This is a genomic window from Cesiribacter sp. SM1 (assembly GCF_020178975.1).
Lineage (GTDB): Bacteria > Bacteroidota > Bacteroidia > Cytophagales > Cyclobacteriaceae > Cesiribacter.
Map to the genome: position 1 here is coordinate 18,138 of NZ_JAHXBU010000088.1, position 17,596 is coordinate 35,733.

Annotated in this window: 16 protein-coding genes; 11 read left to right on the plus strand and 5 right to left on the minus strand. The window is 48.1% G+C overall.

Features of this window, described 5'->3' with window-relative positions; all coding sequences use genetic code 11:
• The first annotated feature begins 65 nt into the window (after positions 1 to 65).
• From KWJ01_RS13965 to KWJ01_RS14005, 9 genes are all read left to right on the plus strand, one after another.
• Positions 66 to 2,432: a glycoside hydrolase family 3 N-terminal domain-containing protein gene (locus KWJ01_RS13965; RefSeq protein ID WP_224997144.1), complete on the plus strand. Its 2,367-nt coding sequence runs from the start codon at positions 66 to 68 to the stop codon at positions 2,430 to 2,432.
• 262 nt (positions 2,433 to 2,694) lie between these two features.
• Positions 2,695 to 3,300 carry a bifunctional nicotinamidase/pyrazinamidase gene (pncA, locus tag KWJ01_RS13970; protein ID WP_224997145.1) on the plus strand — a complete coding sequence of 202 codons (606 nt, stop codon included), beginning with the start codon at positions 2,695 to 2,697 and terminating at the stop codon, positions 3,298 to 3,300.
• A 100-nt stretch (positions 3,301 to 3,400) separates the two neighbouring features.
• Positions 3,401 to 4,183 (plus strand): hypothetical protein, encoded by a 783-nt coding sequence (locus KWJ01_RS13975; protein ID WP_224997146.1) that lies wholly within the window; start codon positions 3,401 to 3,403, stop codon positions 4,181 to 4,183.
• A gap of 99 nt (positions 4,184 to 4,282) precedes the next feature.
• Positions 4,283 to 4,795 (plus strand): HAD-IIIA family hydrolase, encoded by a 513-nt coding sequence (locus KWJ01_RS13980; RefSeq protein ID WP_224997148.1) that lies wholly within the window; start codon positions 4,283 to 4,285, stop codon positions 4,793 to 4,795.
• Positions 4,796 to 4,922: 127 nt separating this feature from the next.
• Positions 4,923 to 5,738, plus strand: a complete 816-nt coding sequence (locus KWJ01_RS13985; protein ID WP_224997150.1) for an enoyl-ACP reductase — start codon at positions 4,923 to 4,925, stop codon at positions 5,736 to 5,738.
• A 215-nt stretch (positions 5,739 to 5,953) separates the two neighbouring features.
• A complete protein-coding gene (gene ispE / locus KWJ01_RS13990; RefSeq protein WP_224997152.1) occupies positions 5,954 to 6,784 on the plus strand; it encodes a 4-(cytidine 5'-diphospho)-2-C-methyl-D-erythritol kinase in 831 nt (276 codons plus the stop codon).
• Between the two features lie 186 nt (positions 6,785 to 6,970).
• Complete coding sequence (locus tag KWJ01_RS13995) at positions 6,971 to 8,467, plus strand: mechanosensitive ion channel family protein (protein ID WP_224997154.1); 1,497 nt, start codon at positions 6,971 to 6,973, stop codon at positions 8,465 to 8,467.
• A 240-nt stretch (positions 8,468 to 8,707) separates the two neighbouring features.
• On the plus strand, positions 8,708 to 9,889 hold the full coding sequence (locus tag KWJ01_RS14000) for a pyridoxal phosphate-dependent aminotransferase (RefSeq protein ID WP_224997155.1): 1,182 nt from the start codon (positions 8,708 to 8,710) through the stop codon (positions 9,887 to 9,889).
• Between the two features lie 43 nt (positions 9,890 to 9,932).
• Complete coding sequence (locus tag KWJ01_RS14005; protein WP_224997157.1) at positions 9,933 to 10,805, plus strand: prephenate dehydrogenase; 873 nt, start codon at positions 9,933 to 9,935, stop codon at positions 10,803 to 10,805.
• Positions 10,806 to 10,860: 55 nt separating this feature from the next.
• Here KWJ01_RS14005 and KWJ01_RS28025 read toward each other — a convergent pair whose 3' ends face one another.
• Positions 10,861 to 10,992, minus strand: coding sequence for a hypothetical protein (locus KWJ01_RS28025; RefSeq protein WP_255651096.1), 132 nt, complete (start codon positions 10,990 to 10,992; stop codon positions 10,861 to 10,863).
• On the opposite strand from KWJ01_RS28025, the gene KWJ01_RS14010 reads away from it, so the two are divergent.
• Both KWJ01_RS14010 and KWJ01_RS14015 read left to right on the plus strand, forming a co-directional pair.
• Entirely contained in the window at positions 10,991 to 11,965 is a 975-nt protein-coding gene (locus KWJ01_RS14010) for a TIGR03885 family FMN-dependent LLM class oxidoreductase (RefSeq protein ID WP_224997159.1), read from the plus strand. The genes KWJ01_RS28025 and KWJ01_RS14010 overlap by 2 nt on opposite strands.
• Before the next feature lie 180 nt (positions 11,966 to 12,145).
• Entirely contained in the window at positions 12,146 to 13,285 is a 1,140-nt protein-coding gene (locus tag KWJ01_RS14015) for a hypothetical protein (RefSeq protein WP_224997161.1), read from the plus strand.
• Between the two features lie 29 nt (positions 13,286 to 13,314).
• Here KWJ01_RS14015 and KWJ01_RS14020 read toward each other — a convergent pair whose 3' ends face one another.
• The 4 genes from KWJ01_RS14020 to tgt form a co-directional block, all read right to left on the minus strand.
• On the minus strand, positions 13,315 to 14,187 hold the full coding sequence (locus KWJ01_RS14020) for a hypothetical protein (protein WP_224997163.1): 873 nt from the start codon (positions 14,185 to 14,187) through the stop codon (positions 13,315 to 13,317).
• 100 nt (positions 14,188 to 14,287) lie between these two features.
• A complete protein-coding gene (locus KWJ01_RS14025) occupies positions 14,288 to 15,202 on the minus strand; it encodes a DMT family transporter (protein ID WP_224997165.1) in 915 nt (304 codons plus the stop codon).
• A gap of 1 nt (position 15,203) precedes the next feature.
• Positions 15,204 to 16,280 carry an LptF/LptG family permease gene (locus KWJ01_RS14030; protein ID WP_224997166.1) on the minus strand — a complete coding sequence of 359 codons (1,077 nt, stop codon included), beginning with the start codon at positions 16,278 to 16,280 and terminating at the stop codon, positions 15,204 to 15,206.
• Positions 16,280 to 17,410 (minus strand): tRNA guanosine(34) transglycosylase Tgt, encoded by a 1,131-nt coding sequence (gene tgt, locus KWJ01_RS14035; protein ID WP_224997167.1) that lies wholly within the window; start codon positions 17,408 to 17,410, stop codon positions 16,280 to 16,282. Before tgt ends, KWJ01_RS14030 begins: the two co-directional genes overlap by 1 nt.
• Positions 17,411 to 17,596: the final 186 nt, after the last annotated feature.

Sequence of the window (17,596 nt, forward strand, 5' to 3'; positions counted from 1 at the left end):
AAGAGAAAACTGAAGATTAGTTTTACAGCGATTTACTAACCAATCACCTAAAACAACTTACTAGCATGAACATAAGAAAAGCAGTTCTGGCTGTTTTCCTGGTGGCAGCTTTTATGTCTGGTGCTGAAGCCCAGAGGAAGCAGAAAACCAGTAAAAAGGCAGATGCAGCCCTTTATGCCCCAACCCAGGCAGAGATTGACCGGAAGGTAGAGGAGCTGTTGAGCAAAATGACCCTGGAAGAAAAAGTGGGCCAGATGGCACAGATCACCCTTGATGTAATAGGCAAGGGTGAAAACCGCTACTCCAGCTTTGAACCGCTCACGCTGGATGCGGCAGAAATGAAAAAGGCGCTGGTGGATAACCACATTGGCTCAGTGCTGAACACTGCCAATAACCGTGCGCTTACCCCACAGAAATGGTACGAGATCATCAGCCAGATCCAGGATGTGGTCATGAAGCAAACCCGCCTGAAGATCCCGGTGATCTACGGGGTGGATGAGATACATGGTGCTACCTACACAGCAGGTGCTACCATGTTTCCGCAGCAGATTGGTCAGGCTGCCAGCCGCAACCGCGAGCTTGTGCGCAGGGGTGCAGAAATCACTGCCTACGAAACACGCGCTAGCTCTATTCCCTGGACCTTTGCCCCGGTGCTCGACCTGGGTGCCGATCCGCGTTCTCCACGTATCTGGGAGACCTTTGGCGAAGATCCGTACCTGGCAGCCGAGCTGGGTGTAGCGACCATTAACGGTTATGAGGGTGAGCAAAACAACATTGGCCATCCGGAGCATGTGGCTTCTACCATGAAGCACTTCCTGGGTTACCAGGTGCCGGTATCTGGCAAAGACAGAACCCCGGCTTATATTTCAGAAGAAGCGCTGCGCTCTTACCATGTGCCTTCTTTTAAAGCTGCCGTAGATGCCGGTGCACATACCGTAATGGTAAACTCCAGCATCATTAACGGAGTACCTGTACACGCCAATTACGATCTGCTTACCAAGCTCTTGAAAGAAGAGCTGGGCTTCCGTGGCCTGGTGGTAACCGACTGGGCAGATATTGAAAACCTGCACAGAAGAGACCGCATTGCCAAAGACGATAAAGAAGCCATCATGCTGGCCATTAATGCCGGTATCGATATGTCGATGATCCCATACCAGTGGGAGCCATTTGTAAACGGACTGATAGAACTGGTGAAGGAGGGTAAGGTAAAGCAGGAGCGTGTGGACGATGCCGTGCGTCGTATCCTGCGCGTGAAATACGCCCTGAACCTCTTCGATCAGCCTACGACCAATCCTAAGAACTACCCGCTGTTTGGCAGCAAAGAGTTTGAGCAGGCTTCTTACCAGATGGCTGCCGAATCGATCACCCTGCTGAAAAACGAAAACAATGTACTGCCCCTAAGCAAAACTACTAAGGTGCTGGTAACTGGCCCAAATGCCAATAACATGCGTACCCTTAACGGTGCCTGGACTTACTCCTGGCAGGGCGAAAAGGTAGATGAGTTTGCCGGACAGTATAACACCATCCTGGAGGCAGTTCAAAAGGAGATAGGTGCACAGAACGTAACCTATGTGCCTGGCGTGAGCTACAAAATGGACGGCAAATACTGGGAGGAGAACGAAGACAGGATGGAAGAGGCCGTAGCAGCAGCCCGGCAGGCCGATGTAATTGTACTGGCATTGGGAGAGAACACCTCTACCGAAACACCTGGTAACCTCAACGATCTGTACCTGTCGGAGCTGCAGACAGAGCTGGCTAAAAAGCTTGCTGCTACCGGTAAGCCAATAGTACTGGTGCTGAATGAAGGTCGTCCGCGTGTGGTGAGCCGTTTTGAGCAGCAGATTCCTGCTATTGTTCAGATCTACCAGCCAGGTAACTTCGGTGGCGATGCGCTGGCAGATGTGCTGTTTGGCGATGTGAACCCTTCCGGTAAACTGCCCTACACCTATCCGCGCTATCCTAACTCACTCACTACCTATATTCACAAACCATCTGAAGAGCAAAAGCCTGCAGCAGGTGTGTATAACTATGAGGCAGACTTTAGCCCGCAGTGGGAGTTTGGCCATGGGCTTAGCTACACCACCTTTGCGTACAACAACCTGAAGTTCGACAGGGAGTCTATTAACCTTAGCGATAACCTCACAGTATCTGTTGAGGTAACCAATACCGGCAAGCGCGAAGGCAAAGAAGTAGTGCACCTGTATACTTCAGATTTGTATGCTACAGATATCACTCCGGATGTTAAACGCCTGCGCCGTTTTGAGAAAATCAGCCTGAAACCAGGCGAAACTAAAACTGTAAGCTTTACCCTTACACCCGAAGATCTTGCCTTCTATGACAGGTATGGTAAAAAGGTAATAGAGCCAGGTGAGTTTGAAGTAAGAGTAGGAGACCAGGTAAAGAAATTCACCTTACTTGAGCCTGCTAAATAATTTCCCTTGAAGTTTAAGATGAGGTAATAGTAAAAAGCCCCGGGTGTTTATCCGGGGCCTTTTTTTTGCTTATAGCTTGGTACAAGATCAAATCTTCAGGATAAGCGCTAGAAACGTACGCAAGCAAACCTCCTTCTTTTAGAGTCTTTTACCATTTTAAAAATCAGTTTTGTAAATTCACCCGGCAACAGCTTTAACAATAAAACCTCTCCCGGTAAATTCGTACCCATACCTTAAACCAGATACCTCAAAACCACCCCTCATGAAAGCCTTACTTCTGATAGATATTCAAAATGATTTTTTGCCTGGTGGAGCCCTTGCTGTACCAGATGGTGATAAGGTAATTCCCCTGGCGAATTTGCTACAGGAAAAATTTGAGGTAGTGGTAGCTACACAGGACTGGCACCCGGTCAATCACAAAAGCTTTGCCTCGCAGCATGAGGGGAAAGAGGTATTTGAAACCATTGACCTGCATGGCCTGGATCAGGTACTATGGCCCGATCACTGCATACAGGGGAGTCAAGGGGCTGAATTTTCCAGCGAACTGAACATGAACAGGGTAGAGGCTATTTTCCGGAAAGGTACAGACCCTGAAATAGACAGCTACAGTGGCTTTTACGACAACGGCCACCGCAAATCTACTGCCCTTGCGGAGTACCTTCGTGGAAAAGAGGTTAAGCAGGTATACGTGTTGGGCCTGGCAGCCGATTTCTGTGTTTATTTCACCGCCAAAGATGCGCTTGGTGAAGGTTTTGAAGCCTTCATCATCGAAGATGCCACCCGACCCATCAGTCCCGAAGGGTTCAAAAAAGCAAAAGAAGAACTGGCTGGCAAAGGTGGTAAAATTATCCGGAGCAGCGAGCTTTAAGATTCAAGGCAGCCTGTTTAGTAAATAGCATTTTTTAACATTACTTGCATGAAGGCATAATATTTGCGGTGGTTAACTTATTAACTGTCAACAGGATGTTATGCAATTTTTTAAAACGCTACCGCTGCTGGCTATCAGTGCTGTTTTTTTAGCTGGCTGCATGAACTACCAGTACTCCACCGTAAGCAGCAACCTGAAAGCTGGTGATGATCAGGAATTTTTTCTTGAGAACGACACGCTCATGATCAGCTATAGTTTTTATGGTTATGGTGGACCTGTTCGGATTACTATCCAAAATAAACTAGATGTACCTCTTTATGTAGACTGGAAACAGTCGGCGCTGGTCATGAACGATCACAGCAATACCTACTGGCAAAATACCTCAAGGCTGGAAGCTACAGCAGAAGGATACCAGGTTCAGTGGACGCCCAGGGTAAGTAGCACAAGCGCAACCATTACCGGTGAGATCACGGGCGATGAAGCCATTGATTTCATTGCTCCAGATTCATACAAGGAATCCAATATGGTAATGATCGGCCCTGACTTTGTAACACTTAGTGAAACAGAGAAGCAGTACCAGGTAATGGACTCTCCTGAAGAGGGGCCTGCCGATGCTACCTGTTACCGGTATGGAGATGATAACTCACCCCTGAAGTTCCGAAGCTACCTCACGATCTCAACAGATCCCTCCTTTGTGAAGCCATTAATCTTTGAAAGCAGCTTTTGGATAGCGGAAATTGTGCAAACAAAAACCCGGCCTGATTACTACCTGGATGAAAGGAGGGACCAAAATAAATTCTATACAAGCAGTGCTTCCGGAGCAGGTGCTGTGCTTGGTATAGGCGTACTTTTTTTGCTGTTGGGAATAACAAGCGTGCATTGAACCTGCACATCAATACCAGTACCTGCTATTCGCTCTAAAATAGTTTTATTGATGTCAAACGCTTACTTTTGCCCCTTCTTTTACTAGAACTAGGCAGAAATGGCTTTGAACAAATGCGTATTCCTGGACCGGGATGGGGTAATCAATAAAGATTATGTAGATTATGTGTACTCGGCCGATAAACTGGAAATACTACCCGGTGTGGCAGAGGCCCTGCAGGCCCTGAAAGCTGCAGGCTACCTGATCATCGTAATCACCAACCAATCCGGCATTGCCAAAGGCATTTACACCAGGGAGCAGATGCACGAAACACACCGGCTGGTGCAGATTGCTGTTGGTCATACCATCGATCATATCTACTACGCCCCCTGGCACGAATCGGTGAGCAAAAGTCTTACCCGCAAGCCTGGTTCCCTGATGTTCGAAAGAGCCATTGGCCGCTATAAAATAGATATTGGCTCCTCCTGGATGGTGGGCGATAAAGATCGCGACCTGGTGCCGGCACATAAGCTTGGCCTGAAAACCATACAGGTAGACCACAACGACAGCCCCACAGCAGATTATAAGGTTGCAGATTTGCCGGAAGCCAGCAGGATTATTTTAGGATCATAGCTGCAACAGAACTGAAGCCTTTACCATCAAATCAGCAAATACTGCCCGCGATATTCCATAAATTTGTATTTTGCCCAAAATTGCCGGCTGGCAACCATAATTTAATTAGAAACAACATCATACCTATATGGCCACTAACTTACTGAAAGGAAAGAAAGGAATTATTTTTGGTGCGCTGGACGAAAACTCCATTGCCTGGAAAACTGCACTGCGCTGCCACGAAGAGGGTGCACAATTTGTACTCACAAACGCGCCTGTAGCCATGCGTATGGGCAAGATCAATGAGCTGGCCAAGCAGTGTAACACCCAGGTAATTCCGGCCGATGCCACCTCAGTTGAAGACCTGGAGAAACTTTTCTCCCAATCAATGGATATTCTTGGCGGTAAGCTCGACTTTGTACTGCACTCTATCGGCATGAGCCCGAATGTGCGCAAAGGCAAGCATTACACCGACCTTAACTACGACTGGTTTCTGAAATCGCTTGATATCTCTGGTATCTCTTTTCATAAAGTGCTGCAAACAGCCGATAAGTTGGACGCCATGAATGAATGGGGCAGCATACTGGCACTTACCTACATTGCCGCCCAGCGTACGTTCCCCGATTACAGCGATATGGCACAGGCCAAAGCCGTGCTAGAGAGCATTGCCCGCAGTTATGGCTATTTCTTTGCCAAGAAGAATAAGGTGCGTGTTAATACAATCTCTCAAAGCCCAACGCCAACCACTGCCGGTTCTGGTGTGGGTGGTTTCGATGTGTTCTTCGATTATGCCGATAAAATGTCGCCCCTGGGCAACGCCTCTGCCGAAGACTGCGCTAATTATATTGCCGTAATGTTCTCTGATTACACCCGTATGGTAACCATGCAAAACCTGATGCACGATGGTGGCTTCAGCAGCAGCGGTATTACACAGGAGATTGTAGACCAGATGACGAAGGCTTAAGGGGTATTGGATAGTGAGTTTCTGGTATTGAATGAATTTACCTGATAAGTTTTTAGAAGAATATCAGTATTAAAAAAGATAAGAGAGAAGGTATGGCGCCTTCTCTTTTTTTTGTCGCATTCGTGCATCGAAGCCCTGGATGAATATATTTGACCAATTACCTATTTTACCCGTACTTCGTAATCAATACCTGATACCCATTACCCACAACAAAAATGATACTATTTCCAAACGCTAAAATAAACCTGGGGCTCAACATTGTTGCCAAACGTAAGGATGGGTATCATGATATTGTAAGCTGCCTGTATCCCATAGGCTGGCAGGATGTGCTGGAGGTACTGGAAAATAAGAAGAAAACAGAGCTTAAGATAACAGGCCTGGATATACCAGGACCAGGCGGTGCCGGAAAAGAAAAAGATAACCTGGTGCTGCGGGCTTACGAATTGCTTCGCAAAGATTATAACCTGCCTGCTGTAACGGTGCACCTCCACAAGATCATACCAACAGGAGCCGGTTTAGGAGGTGGTTCTGCCGATGCAGCCTTTATGCTAAGGGCTGTTAATGAAATGTATCAGCTGTTTCTGGATGATTTTATTCTTGAAGATTATGCCAGCCGGTTGGGGAGCGATTGCCCCTTCTTCATACAAAACAAGCCTGTGATAGTTCGGGAACGTGGCGATGTGTTTGAAGATGTGCAGCTGGATCTGAAAGAGTACTGGCTGGTGGTGGTAAAACCACCAGTGCATGTTTCTACCGCAGAAGCCTATGCTGGTGTGAGTCCTGCCAGCCCGGAGCACAACCTGAAAGAAATTCTGGAGCAGAAGCCAGTGGAGGAGTGGAAGAACCTGCTGCACAATAGTTTTGAAGACAGCTTATTCCCCCGCTTTCCGCAAATAAAGGAGCTTAAGGAACGGCTGTATACTGCCGGTGCCCTCTATGCCAGTATGAGCGGCAGCGGATCGGCTGTATATGGCATTTTCAGGCAACCAGTTCCTGCCTTTTCGCTGGAGGCAGATTATCAGTTCTGGCAGGGGCCAATGAGATAGAACAGCTGGTTTTACAAGCGCATCAGCCAGGAGCCTGCAACATTTTTTACTGCTGTAAGTAGTGCAATTAGCAACAATGGCTAAGGGGCTTTGCTTAGCACTTCAAATTAAGTTTCTTTTGAAGAAGTTAGCCCTGCTTTTTAGTTATACTGCTTTAGCTAACATTTTTTCATATAACCAGCACGCATGGCTTCTAATTTTCAGAAAAGAAGTTTTAGGTCTACTACTAACACCAGTACCAGATCTGGTACAACTAACCGTTATGGCACCCCGCGTAAAACAGCTAGCTCGGTAAGGGGCAGAACGCTAGGCAGAAGCAAACTCCGCAGTGGAAGTACCCTGACCAGGCGGCGGGTTGTTCAGCGAAAAGGAGCAGCAGTCAAAGGTGCCCAGAATCAACTTAAAAGATTTAAGCAGGGTTCTATACTGGCAGTTGCCATTACAGGGTTTCTTCTGATGGTGTTTGCGCCTGCAGAATCGGGCTACTCGCAGGATGCAGCAACAGCCGCCGATACGGTTGAGGTAAGCTCAGGCAATGAAGCTATGGAAGGCGGATTACTTGCACAGGCAACAGATGAACCTGTAAATGATTCCTCCCAGGTAGAAGGGGAAAATCAGGCAGAGGAGGAGGAGGTTATAGCAGAGGAAGAGGAAGTAAACAACGAGCCAATTACCAGGGCTGCCCGTGAAGAAGCAGTTGGTGCTTTCCAAAACCTGTGGAAGCGCTTCTACGAAAATCTGCCCAAGCTGCTTGTTGCCATTGCTATTTTATTTGTTACCTGGCTTTTTGCACGCTTTCTGAAATGGTTGCTGCCTAAAGTTTTAGGTAATTGGGAGCGTGCCGGGGCAATCATTACGCTGGTGAATATCTGTGTCTGGCTGTTTGCCATTGGTCTGGCTGTTACTGTTGTAGTAGGGGATATCAGGGCAATGGTAGGCTCATTAGGTTTGATTGGCCTTGCCCTGTCATGGTCGCTGCAAACACCAATCGAAAGTTTTACCGGCTGGCTGATCAATTCATTTAAGGGTTACTACCGGATTGGCGACCGCATCAGCGTAGGCGATGTGGTGGGCGATGTTTATAAAATTGATTTTTTAACCACTACTGTCTGGGAAATTGGTTCGCCCTTCAGGGAAGGGTACCTGCAGGCAGAGCAGCCCACCGGCAGGCTGGTTACCTTTCCCAACAATGAGGTTTTATCCGGTTCCGTGGTGAACTATACCAGCGATTTTCCTTATGTGTGGGATGAACTGGTGGTTGGCGTAGCAAACGAATCAGACATAAAGCTAGCGATGCAGGTGCTGGAGGAGGTTGCCATGGGCCTGCTGGGGGATTATATGAGAGAGCCTGCCCAGCACTACGGGCAGATATTGAAACAGGCTGGTTTACATTACGATATACCCAATAAGCCACAGGTGTTTTTATCTACAACAGATTCCTGGACAAACGTTATCATTCGCTACCTGGTAGGTGCCCGTGAACGCCGCAAATGGAAAACAGAGCTTATTCTGCTAACTGCTGAAGCCACAGGCAAACCAGAGTACCACGATAAAATAATCCCGGTATATACCCGTCAGCAGATCCAGATGATCAACATAAAAGGGGAGCCTGTATCGCTGGATAGTTATGAAGATGAGGAGGATGACCAAAAGCCTTCCGGCAATGACAGAAACAAAAATTAAAGCAGGTACTTGCTATTCTTAAACATCGTGCTTTAATTGGCAGCTTCTTGATAGAATTATGAGCAACAAGCTGCGCTATTATTATTACTACTGCAACCTAAGCCCTGCCCGGACTTAAGGATAGTAGCGCGTTGTTAACCAAAACAATACGATTCGATCTTACCAAGTCCCGGCCTGCCGGGATTTTTTTTGTCCATAGTATAAGCAAAGCCTTTCCGAAAATAAATAAGCCTTAAAAACATGATAAGCACCGCAAATCGCATCGAAGGGGTACAGGAATACTACTTTTCCCGTAAGCTGGCCGAAGTTCGCCGGCTGAATACGCCTGAATTGCCTGTGATCAACCTGGGCATTGGGAGCCCCGATATGGCACCAGCGGAGAGTGCCGTAGAAGCACTGGTAAGTGCTGCCCGGCAGGAGGGTAACCATGGCTACCAGAGCTATAAAGGCATTCCTGAACTGCGAAAAGCAATAGCTGCTTATTATGGAAATACTTATGGTGTAGAACTCGATCCTGAAACCATGATTCTGCCACTGGTAGGTTCAAAAGAAGGTATTATGCACCTGACCATGGCATTTGTAAACCCAGGGGAGGAAGTACTGGTGCCAGATCCGGGCTACCCTACCTATGCAGCGGTGGCCAACTTAGTAGGCGCCACCATCAGGCCCTATGCCATAAAGGAAGAATTTAACTGGAATATTGACCTGGAGGAGCTAAAGCAGCAGGATCTTTCGCGGGTAAAACTCATGTGGATCAACTTTCCGCATATGCCAACAGGCAGCACTGCTACCACCGAGCAGCTGGCAGCACTGGTAGCGCTGGCCCGCCAGCATAATTTCCTGCTGGTAAATGATAATCCCTACAGCCTTATCCTCAACGAGAAGCCCCTTAGCGTGCTTTCTGTTCCCGGAGCCGCGGAGGTAGCCATGGAGCTTAACTCCCTTAGCAAATCGCACAATATGGCTGGCTGGCGTATTGGCTGGCTGGCCGGGCATAAAGACTATGTAGATGCCGTACTGCGGGTAAAAAGCAATATGGATTCTGGTATGTTCCTGGGCCTCCAGCATGCTGCCGTGGAGGCACTGCAGCAGGGAGAGGAATGGTTCGGAAAGCTTAACCAGGAGTATAGCAGGCGTAAAAAAGTTGCCGCACAAATTATGGATGCACTGGAATGCACCTTTACCAATGATCAGTCGGGGATGTTCCTGTGGGCCAAGGCGCCGGAAAAAGTAACAGATGTACCTGCCTGGATCGATGAGATCCTGTATGCCACCCATGTGTTTCTTACCCCCGGCTTTATATTTGGTGATGCCGGCAAGCGTTACGTACGCCTCTCGCTCTGCAGCCCCCTGGAGGCCCTGGAAGAGGCCAAAAGCAGGATAACAGGCTTTCTACAGCAAAGCGCTGCAGCTGCCCATTAATAACTACTCCTTTAACTGATTAATTATTTTCGCTACTATTTACATGAAACGCATAACGATTGTTGGTCTGGGCCTGATTGGGGGTTCAGTTGCAAAAGAACTAGACCAGGCAAAGGTAGCCCTGGAGCTCATAGGTGTGGAGGCAAATCCTGCCCATGCACAGGAAGCGCTTGCCCTGGGCCTTGTACACAAAGTGCTGCCGCTGCAGGAAGCAGTAAGGCAGTCGGATGTAGTGCTGCTGGCCATTCCAGTAAACGTTATCAATAAACTCCTGCCCGAGCTGCTGGACCACCTGGCAGCTGGCGCAGTTGTAATTGATCTGGGGTCTACAAAGCGGCAGCTGTGTGCTTCTGTAAAAGACCATCCAAAGCGGGGGCAGTATGTTGCGGCTCACCCCATTGCAGGTACCGAAAATACAGGCCCAAAGGCTGCTTTTCTGGGCTTGTTCAGGGGTAAGATCAACATTATTTGTGAGCAGGAGGCATCTTCTGCAGAGGCACTTGCCACTGCAGCAGAGATCTTTAACATCCTGGGCATGAATACCACTTACATGACCCCCGAACAGCACGACCGCCAGCTGGCCTATACCTCGCATCTCTCGCACGTAAGTGCTTTTATGTTAAGCACCACCGTTATGAAAAAAGGAGAGGAAGAGGAAGATCTTTTTGCCCTGGCCGGGAGTGGTTTTGCCTCTGCCGTGCGGCTGGCAAAAAGCTCCCCCGCTATGTGGGCCCCCATTGCCGAGCAGAATGTGGAGTACCTGAACCAGGCCCTAAGCGAGTACATTGCACAGCTGCAGCGCTTTCAGCAGCGCCTGCAAAATAAAGACATTCCCGGCCTTTTTGAGCTTATGAAAGAAGCTAACAGCATCAGTCCCCTGCTCGATAAAATTTCCAAAAGCCATCCCATTAAATAATTGGCTCCATGATTAAAACAGCACTTGTTGCTGCTGAGATCTTACTCAATACATGCTAAACACTCAAAAATACAGTTTCAGGAAACTTTCCTGTTCCTGCGGAGTAAAGATGTAAGCCAGGCTTTTCAGCGCCTAAAATTGCTTGGAAAGCCTGTGCTATTTTTTTCATCACAATTATTTTATACATGATTAAGATCGGATACCATGCATCTCATGAACAGTTCGCCCCAAGTTTTCTGCTAAAGTGTGTAATAAAGGCAGAGGAGGCTGGTTTCGGAGCTGCGCTTTCTTCGGATCATATACACCCATGGAGTGAAACACAAGGAGAATCGGCCTTTGCCTGGAGCTGGCTTGGGGCCGCCATGCAGGCAACTTCCCTGGAGTTTGGCGTGGTGAATGCACCAGGACAGCGCTACCATCCGGCCATTATTGCGCAGGCAGCTGCTACCCTGGAGGAGATGTTCCCCAACCGTTTCTGGCTATGCCAGGGCAGTGGTCAGGCCCTGAATGAAGCCATAACAGGCGAAAAATGGCCGGCAAAAGCAGACCGGAATGCCCGCCTGAAAGAATGTGTGGAGGTAACCCGTGCACTGTGGCGGGGCGAGCGGGTGAGCCACTATGGCCTTGTTACTGTAGAAGAAGCACAGCTATATACCTTGCCTAAAACGCCTCCAGCCATTATCGGCGCAGCCATAACCCCCCAAACCGCCGCCTGGATGGGCGACTGGACAGATGGCCTGATTACCATCTCCAAACCTAAAGAAGAACTGCAGAAGGTGGTGGATGCCTACAGGAGCAGCGGAGGCAGCTCAAAGCAAATGATCCTCAAACTGCATATTTCCTATCATTCTGACGAGCAAAAAGCAAAGCGTGGAGCCTTTGAGCAGTGGAAGACGAATATATTGGGAGATAAGCTGCAGGCAGATCTTAAAACTCCACAGCAGTTTGAGCAGGCATCAAAATTTGTAAGGCCAGAGGATATTGAGCAGCATGTTCATATTACCTCCAGCCCCGGTAAAATTGTAGACCTGGTAGGAATGTATGCAGAAATGGGCTTCAGTAAAATAATTCTGCATAATGTAAACCTGGAGCAGGAGCAATTTATTGAGGCCTTTGGTGAAAAAATGCAGCCCCAGCTGCAGGCATTAACACAGGCATAAATAGTTGCCTGGTGTAAAATATATGCTGGTTTATACTATCTATAGCCACATACACCTGTTGCAAACGAACCTGCAGAATAGAGATGGTGTTAATGGAAAAAGTGCCTGGCAGGCCCTCTGTCAGCTTAGGTGCTTCATTTCCTATTAACAGTATCAGAATTGATTATAAGCAATATATCTTTGTTTAAGTACCTGCGTGGGCGAGCCTGCAGGTCTAAAACTTTCAGCAGCATAGGCCTTTTGGGGCTTGCCTGCGTAATTGTATCGCTTTTCCTGGCTGCTGCCCCGGCTGAGCCTAGTACAAATCCTATTGCCCTGCAGCCCGAGAGCCTTCCCATCATCCCAAAGGAATTTTTTATTACCGAGGTGCTGGATGAGCGTGAAAACCAGAAGGCAGTTGCCTGGCTGCTTCCTGTTGCACAAACACTTAATCCAGCAGCCAAAGCACAGCCGGTAGATCTTCAGGGAGGCGGACAGGCACTTAAGCAGTTTATTCACCAGAGCCTTCCGGTAAATAAAAAGCTAAGGCCTGTTGTGGTACGTATACATGATTTTAAAGTAACGGAAAAAGCCGGCTCTGAGGGCAGGGTAGAGGGCAGGGTGCAGCTCTCCATGTCTTTCGATTTGCTGCGCGATGGTGAGTATGTGTATCTTACAGACTATGAGGGAGCTGTTCGCTACAGCAGATCCCCGGGCCAGCATACCGTGGTGGAGCCAGCCCTGCGGCGCTCTTTAGCCAGTGGCCTTAAATTTTTGAATGAATGGATGGATACTGAGGCCACAAAAAATGAAAAGCTGGCGCTGGGTGTAAAAGTGTTTTTCACTGATTATGTGCAGCATAACAAAGCTGATACTGTTTTCTATGACCCTGCACGTCCACTTCGTTGGGATGATTTTGTGGGTAAACCAGTAGGGAGCAGGTATGCAGCACAGGTGTTTCCAAGTTTTGGCTATGGTGGTCCTTCAGCAGTGGTTGATGGCTACATTCACCTGAACCTGAACATGAAGGTATTTGTGCTGAAGGAAAATTCCTGGGTAAGAGCCGGGGCCAATAATGATTATGCGCTTAATCATGAGCAGCGGCATTTTGATATTGTTAAACTGGTGGTGGAACGCTTCAAAAACAGAATAACTTCAAAGCAGCTGCCTGTGGTAGACTACGGCGGCATCATTGCCTATGAATATATTGAATCGTTCCGCGAAATGAACCGCCTGCAGGATCAGTATGATTCTGAAACACAGCATGGGCTGAACAATTCGGCACAGGAGCGCTGGAATGCCCGCATCGAGAAAGAACTGCGCGAGATGGGGGTAAAGTAGGTGGTTAATACCTCATACCCCACACCCCTCTATTTTCTCTTGTAAAAGTAAAGATTAACCATGGTGCCAATGCCTTTTTCGCTGAGGGTAAAAAAGCCTTTGTTGTCATTAGCAAAGGTGATGGCTTCGCCCTGTGGTTCCAGCAGGTAAGGCAGGCTGGTGAATGAATTGTTAAGTGCCTCCCCGATAGACTGTGTTTCTGAGCGGCTGTAATGATAGAGGTTGGTATAGGTTTTTATAATAATGTCTTTTCCATCTGGTGATTGAGCTGCACTCACAACATTATTATAAGGCAGCGTACCCACCAGGGTAGGGGTGTTTATGCTGGTGTAACTGTAGGGGTGGGCCAGGCGGTAGATTTTAGCCACATCATCTCTTTTGGTGATGATGTAAATATCACTGCTGGTGGCATCAACCAGAAAAGCCTCCGCGTCGTGTGGGGTATCGGGGTATTTGAAACTAATGGTTTTTATGTTCTCAACAGTATCTACAGCAGCGGCAGGCTCCGGGAACTGGTAAATGGTGTAGGTGCCGTATACCTGGTTGTTATCGCCAAAGTCTGCAAGGTACAGATCGTTGCCGGAAAGTATCATATCTTCCCAGTCTCTGTTAACTGTTCCTTTCAGGAACACCTTCTTTTTAACACTGCCATCATGCCCCATCAGGTACAGCTGGGTTGGATTGCCGCTATCTTCCTGCGCCCAGAGGTGTCCTGGATAAGTTTTGCTGTCGGCAATGCCGGAGGTTTCCAGTACCATGGGCACAACCGCCTTTCGTACAGGCTCGGCTTCGAACTGGGAGGCCGGTAGCGGTGGTGTTGGCTCCACTACTGGCTCATTATCGCATGTAAAACAAGCCGACGCAAGTACAAGAAGTGATATGAGATCCGGAATCATTTTCATGGAAGATTTAGGCTGTAAGTGGTTCAAAATTACAGCTTTGTTTGTAAAATATTATTATTTTGTGAAATAATAATATAACTTCTCTACTAATGGCGGGTGCTTACTGTAGCTTTCTTACAGCCAGTTGTCGCTTTCTTTCCATTCTTACCAGTACTGGGTAAATAAGCACTGCAGATAATATAATCAGCGTTCCGATAAAAAAGCCGGTGGTAAGCTGTTTATGCTCCTTAAAGATGAAAATAGCCAGTAAAATGCCATAAATAGGCTCCAGGTTTACAGTAAGGTTAACGGTGAAAGCACTTAGCCTTTTTTGCAGCTCTACCGATACGGAATAAGCATAAACCGTACACACCAGTGCCAGTGCCAGCAGGCAGGCAACATCTACCCAGTTCAGGCCCAGGCTAAGGGTACCCCCGGGCGCAAGGGTGTTTACATAGAGGGGAAAAAAGAGGGCAGTGGCAAGGCAGGCGCCTACCATTTCCCAAAAGGTAATCAGAAAATGGTTATGATGCTGGGTTAAGCGGCTGTTGATAACCGTAAATGCAGAGGAAAGAAAAGCTGAAGCCACGGCCATAGATAAGCCCAGGGCATGATCAAACTCAAACCTGAAGATCACGTACAGGCCCAGGATCACCACAGCGCCCAGCATTAACTCATACCATTTGAAGGGTCGTTTCATTACCAGGGGCTCCAGTACGCTGGTCCAGAGGGTGCCGGTAGCCATGCCGGCCAGGCATATGGAAACGCTGGATACACGGGCAGCGGCAAAGAAGAGGATCCAGTGGGCAGCAATAAGAATGCCGGTGAGCAGCATTCCGCTAAGCGGGCCTCTGCCGGGTAATACTTTTCTTCTGCCGAATTTCAGCAGCAACAACAACCCGCCTGCTGCCAGGAGGGTACGGTAAAAAACCATTTCTACCGCAGGTATGCTAATAAGCACACCCAGAATGGCAGTAAATCCCCACAGCATTACAATAAAATGTAGCTGCAGGTAGTCTTTTGGCTGGGCACTCATGCTAGCGGGGTACTTTGCGGTATAAAACTAAACCAATAATGGCAAAAAGAATATTTGGAGCCCAGACGGCTATCACCGGGTTTTGAATGGTTTTTGCTTCTGCCAGACTTTTTGCGAACACAAAAAGCAGAATGTAAACGAAAGCCAGCAAAAAGCCAGTGGCAATCATGAGTCCGCTGCCGCCCCGGCTTTTGCGGGATGACATGATCACACCAATGAAAGTAAGGATTATGGCTGCAAAAGGCGACATGAAGCGCACGTACTTCTCTATTTGATAGATCATTACGTTGTCGGCACCACGGTTCTGCAGCTCTGCAATATAGGCATTCAGCTCAGGCAGGGTAAAGGTTTCCTGCAGGTGATAGCTGCTGCCAAAATCCTTTGGGGTTATGGCAAGGGTAGTATCCAGGGTCATGCCCTGCGAAAATTGCTCCTCCATATTGTCTATTTCACGGAGCTGCCATTCCTTAAGCACCCATTTGCTGCTATCCTTGTTCCATTCCAGCCGTCTGGCAGTAAGTTTTTCTGCCAGCTGGTTGTCCTTGATCGTCTCCAGGGTAAACCTGTAGCCAACATCGGCTTCGTTATTATAGCTCTCCAGATAGGCATAAGTTTCCGGGCCTATCTTCATGTGTATGTTGCGGTCGGTATTGCGGAAGGGCTTTTTGATATAGGTGATTTCAAAAGCCACCCGTTTTTTATTGGCATTGGGCAGCACATAGGCTGTGAGCGCAAAGCTAAGGGCGGCAATAATGCTTGCACCAATCAGGTAGGGAACCATCATGCGCCTGAAGCTTACCCCACTGCTTAAAATAGCTATGATTTCTGTATGGCCTGCCATTTTGGAGGTTACAAATACCGTAGCAATAAAAACTGTGATGGGGGTAATGAAATTGGCAATGTAGGGGATAAAGGCCATGTAGTAGCCCAGTATCTCTTCCAGCGCCAGGTTGTGTTTGATGAATTCGTCGTTCTTTTCCGTAAGGTCAATCACGCATACAATGGTAACCAGTATGGCTACCACAAAGAAAAAGGCCGACAGGAATTTTGTCAGGATATACCGATCCAGTATTTTCATCAGAGGCGCTGCATTAATTTCGGAATCATGCGTTCTTTCCAGCTATAAAAGGTTCCGCTCTTAATTTGTTCCCGGGCCTGCCCAACAAGCCACAAATAAAAGCTAAGGTTGTGTACAGATGCAATCTGTGCTCCCAGCATTTCTTTGCTGTGGATCAGGTGGCGCAGGTATGCCTTTGTGTAAAAAGTGCTGGCATAGTTCTCCAGGCCGGGATCAACCGGGCTAAAATCTTCCTTCCACTTTTCATTGCGGATGTTGATGATACCCTCGGTAGTAAAGAGCATTCCGTTACGGGCATTGCGGGTAGGCATCACGCAGTCGAACATATCTACCCCCAGTGCAATACATTCCAGAATATTTGCCGGTGTGCCCACACCCATTAAATAACGGGGTTTGTCGGCAGGTAGTATACCGCACACGACCTCTGTAAGCTCGTACATGATTTCTGCAGGCTCGCCTACTGATAAGCCGCCAATGGCATTGCCGGCACGGCCCTGCTTAGCTATAAATTCTGCAGATTGCTCCCGCAGGTCTTTATAAGTACCACCCTGCACAATGGGAAACAGCTGCTGCTCATAGCCATATTTAGACTCGGTGCTATCAAAGCGGGCAATGCAGCGCTCCAGCCAGCGGTGTGTCATTTCCATGCTTTTGCGGGTGTAGGCATAGTCGCTGGGGTAGGGCGGGCACTCATCAAACGCCATGATAATATCGGCGCCTATGATACGCTGTATGTCCATAACCCCTTCCGGCGTAAACACAATTTTAGAGCCGTCGATGTGGGAGCTGAATTTAACCCCGTTCTCCTCAATTTTACGGATGTCGGAAAGGGAGAAAACCTGGTAGCCGCCGCTATCGGTAAGGATTGGGCCATCCCAGCCGCCAAACTTGTGGAGTCCGCCAGCTTTTTCCAGGATATTCAGCCCGGGGCGCAGGTACAAATGGTAGGTATTGCCCAGGATAATCTGTGCCTTTATATCTTCCCGCAACTCACGCTGATGCACGGCTTTTACCGTGCCGGCAGTGCCTACAGGCATGAAAATAGGGGTTTCTATAGTGCCATGATCCGTGCTTAGGCGTCCGGCGCGGGCCTTGCTTCCGGGATCAAGATGTTCCAGTGTAAAATGCATTTTCAGAAAAATCGCTTCAACCTGCAAATTTACTCCCTTTTCAGGGATTTACCTAGCGCAGTTTGTTCATAAAAGGGTACGGGTGAGCTCCTCCTTCGTAAAATATTTTTTGTGTAATATCTCTGCCCTTTAATAGCAGAAATGATGGGCAAGAGGCACTATATTTGAAAAGTTAAATTTCACTCA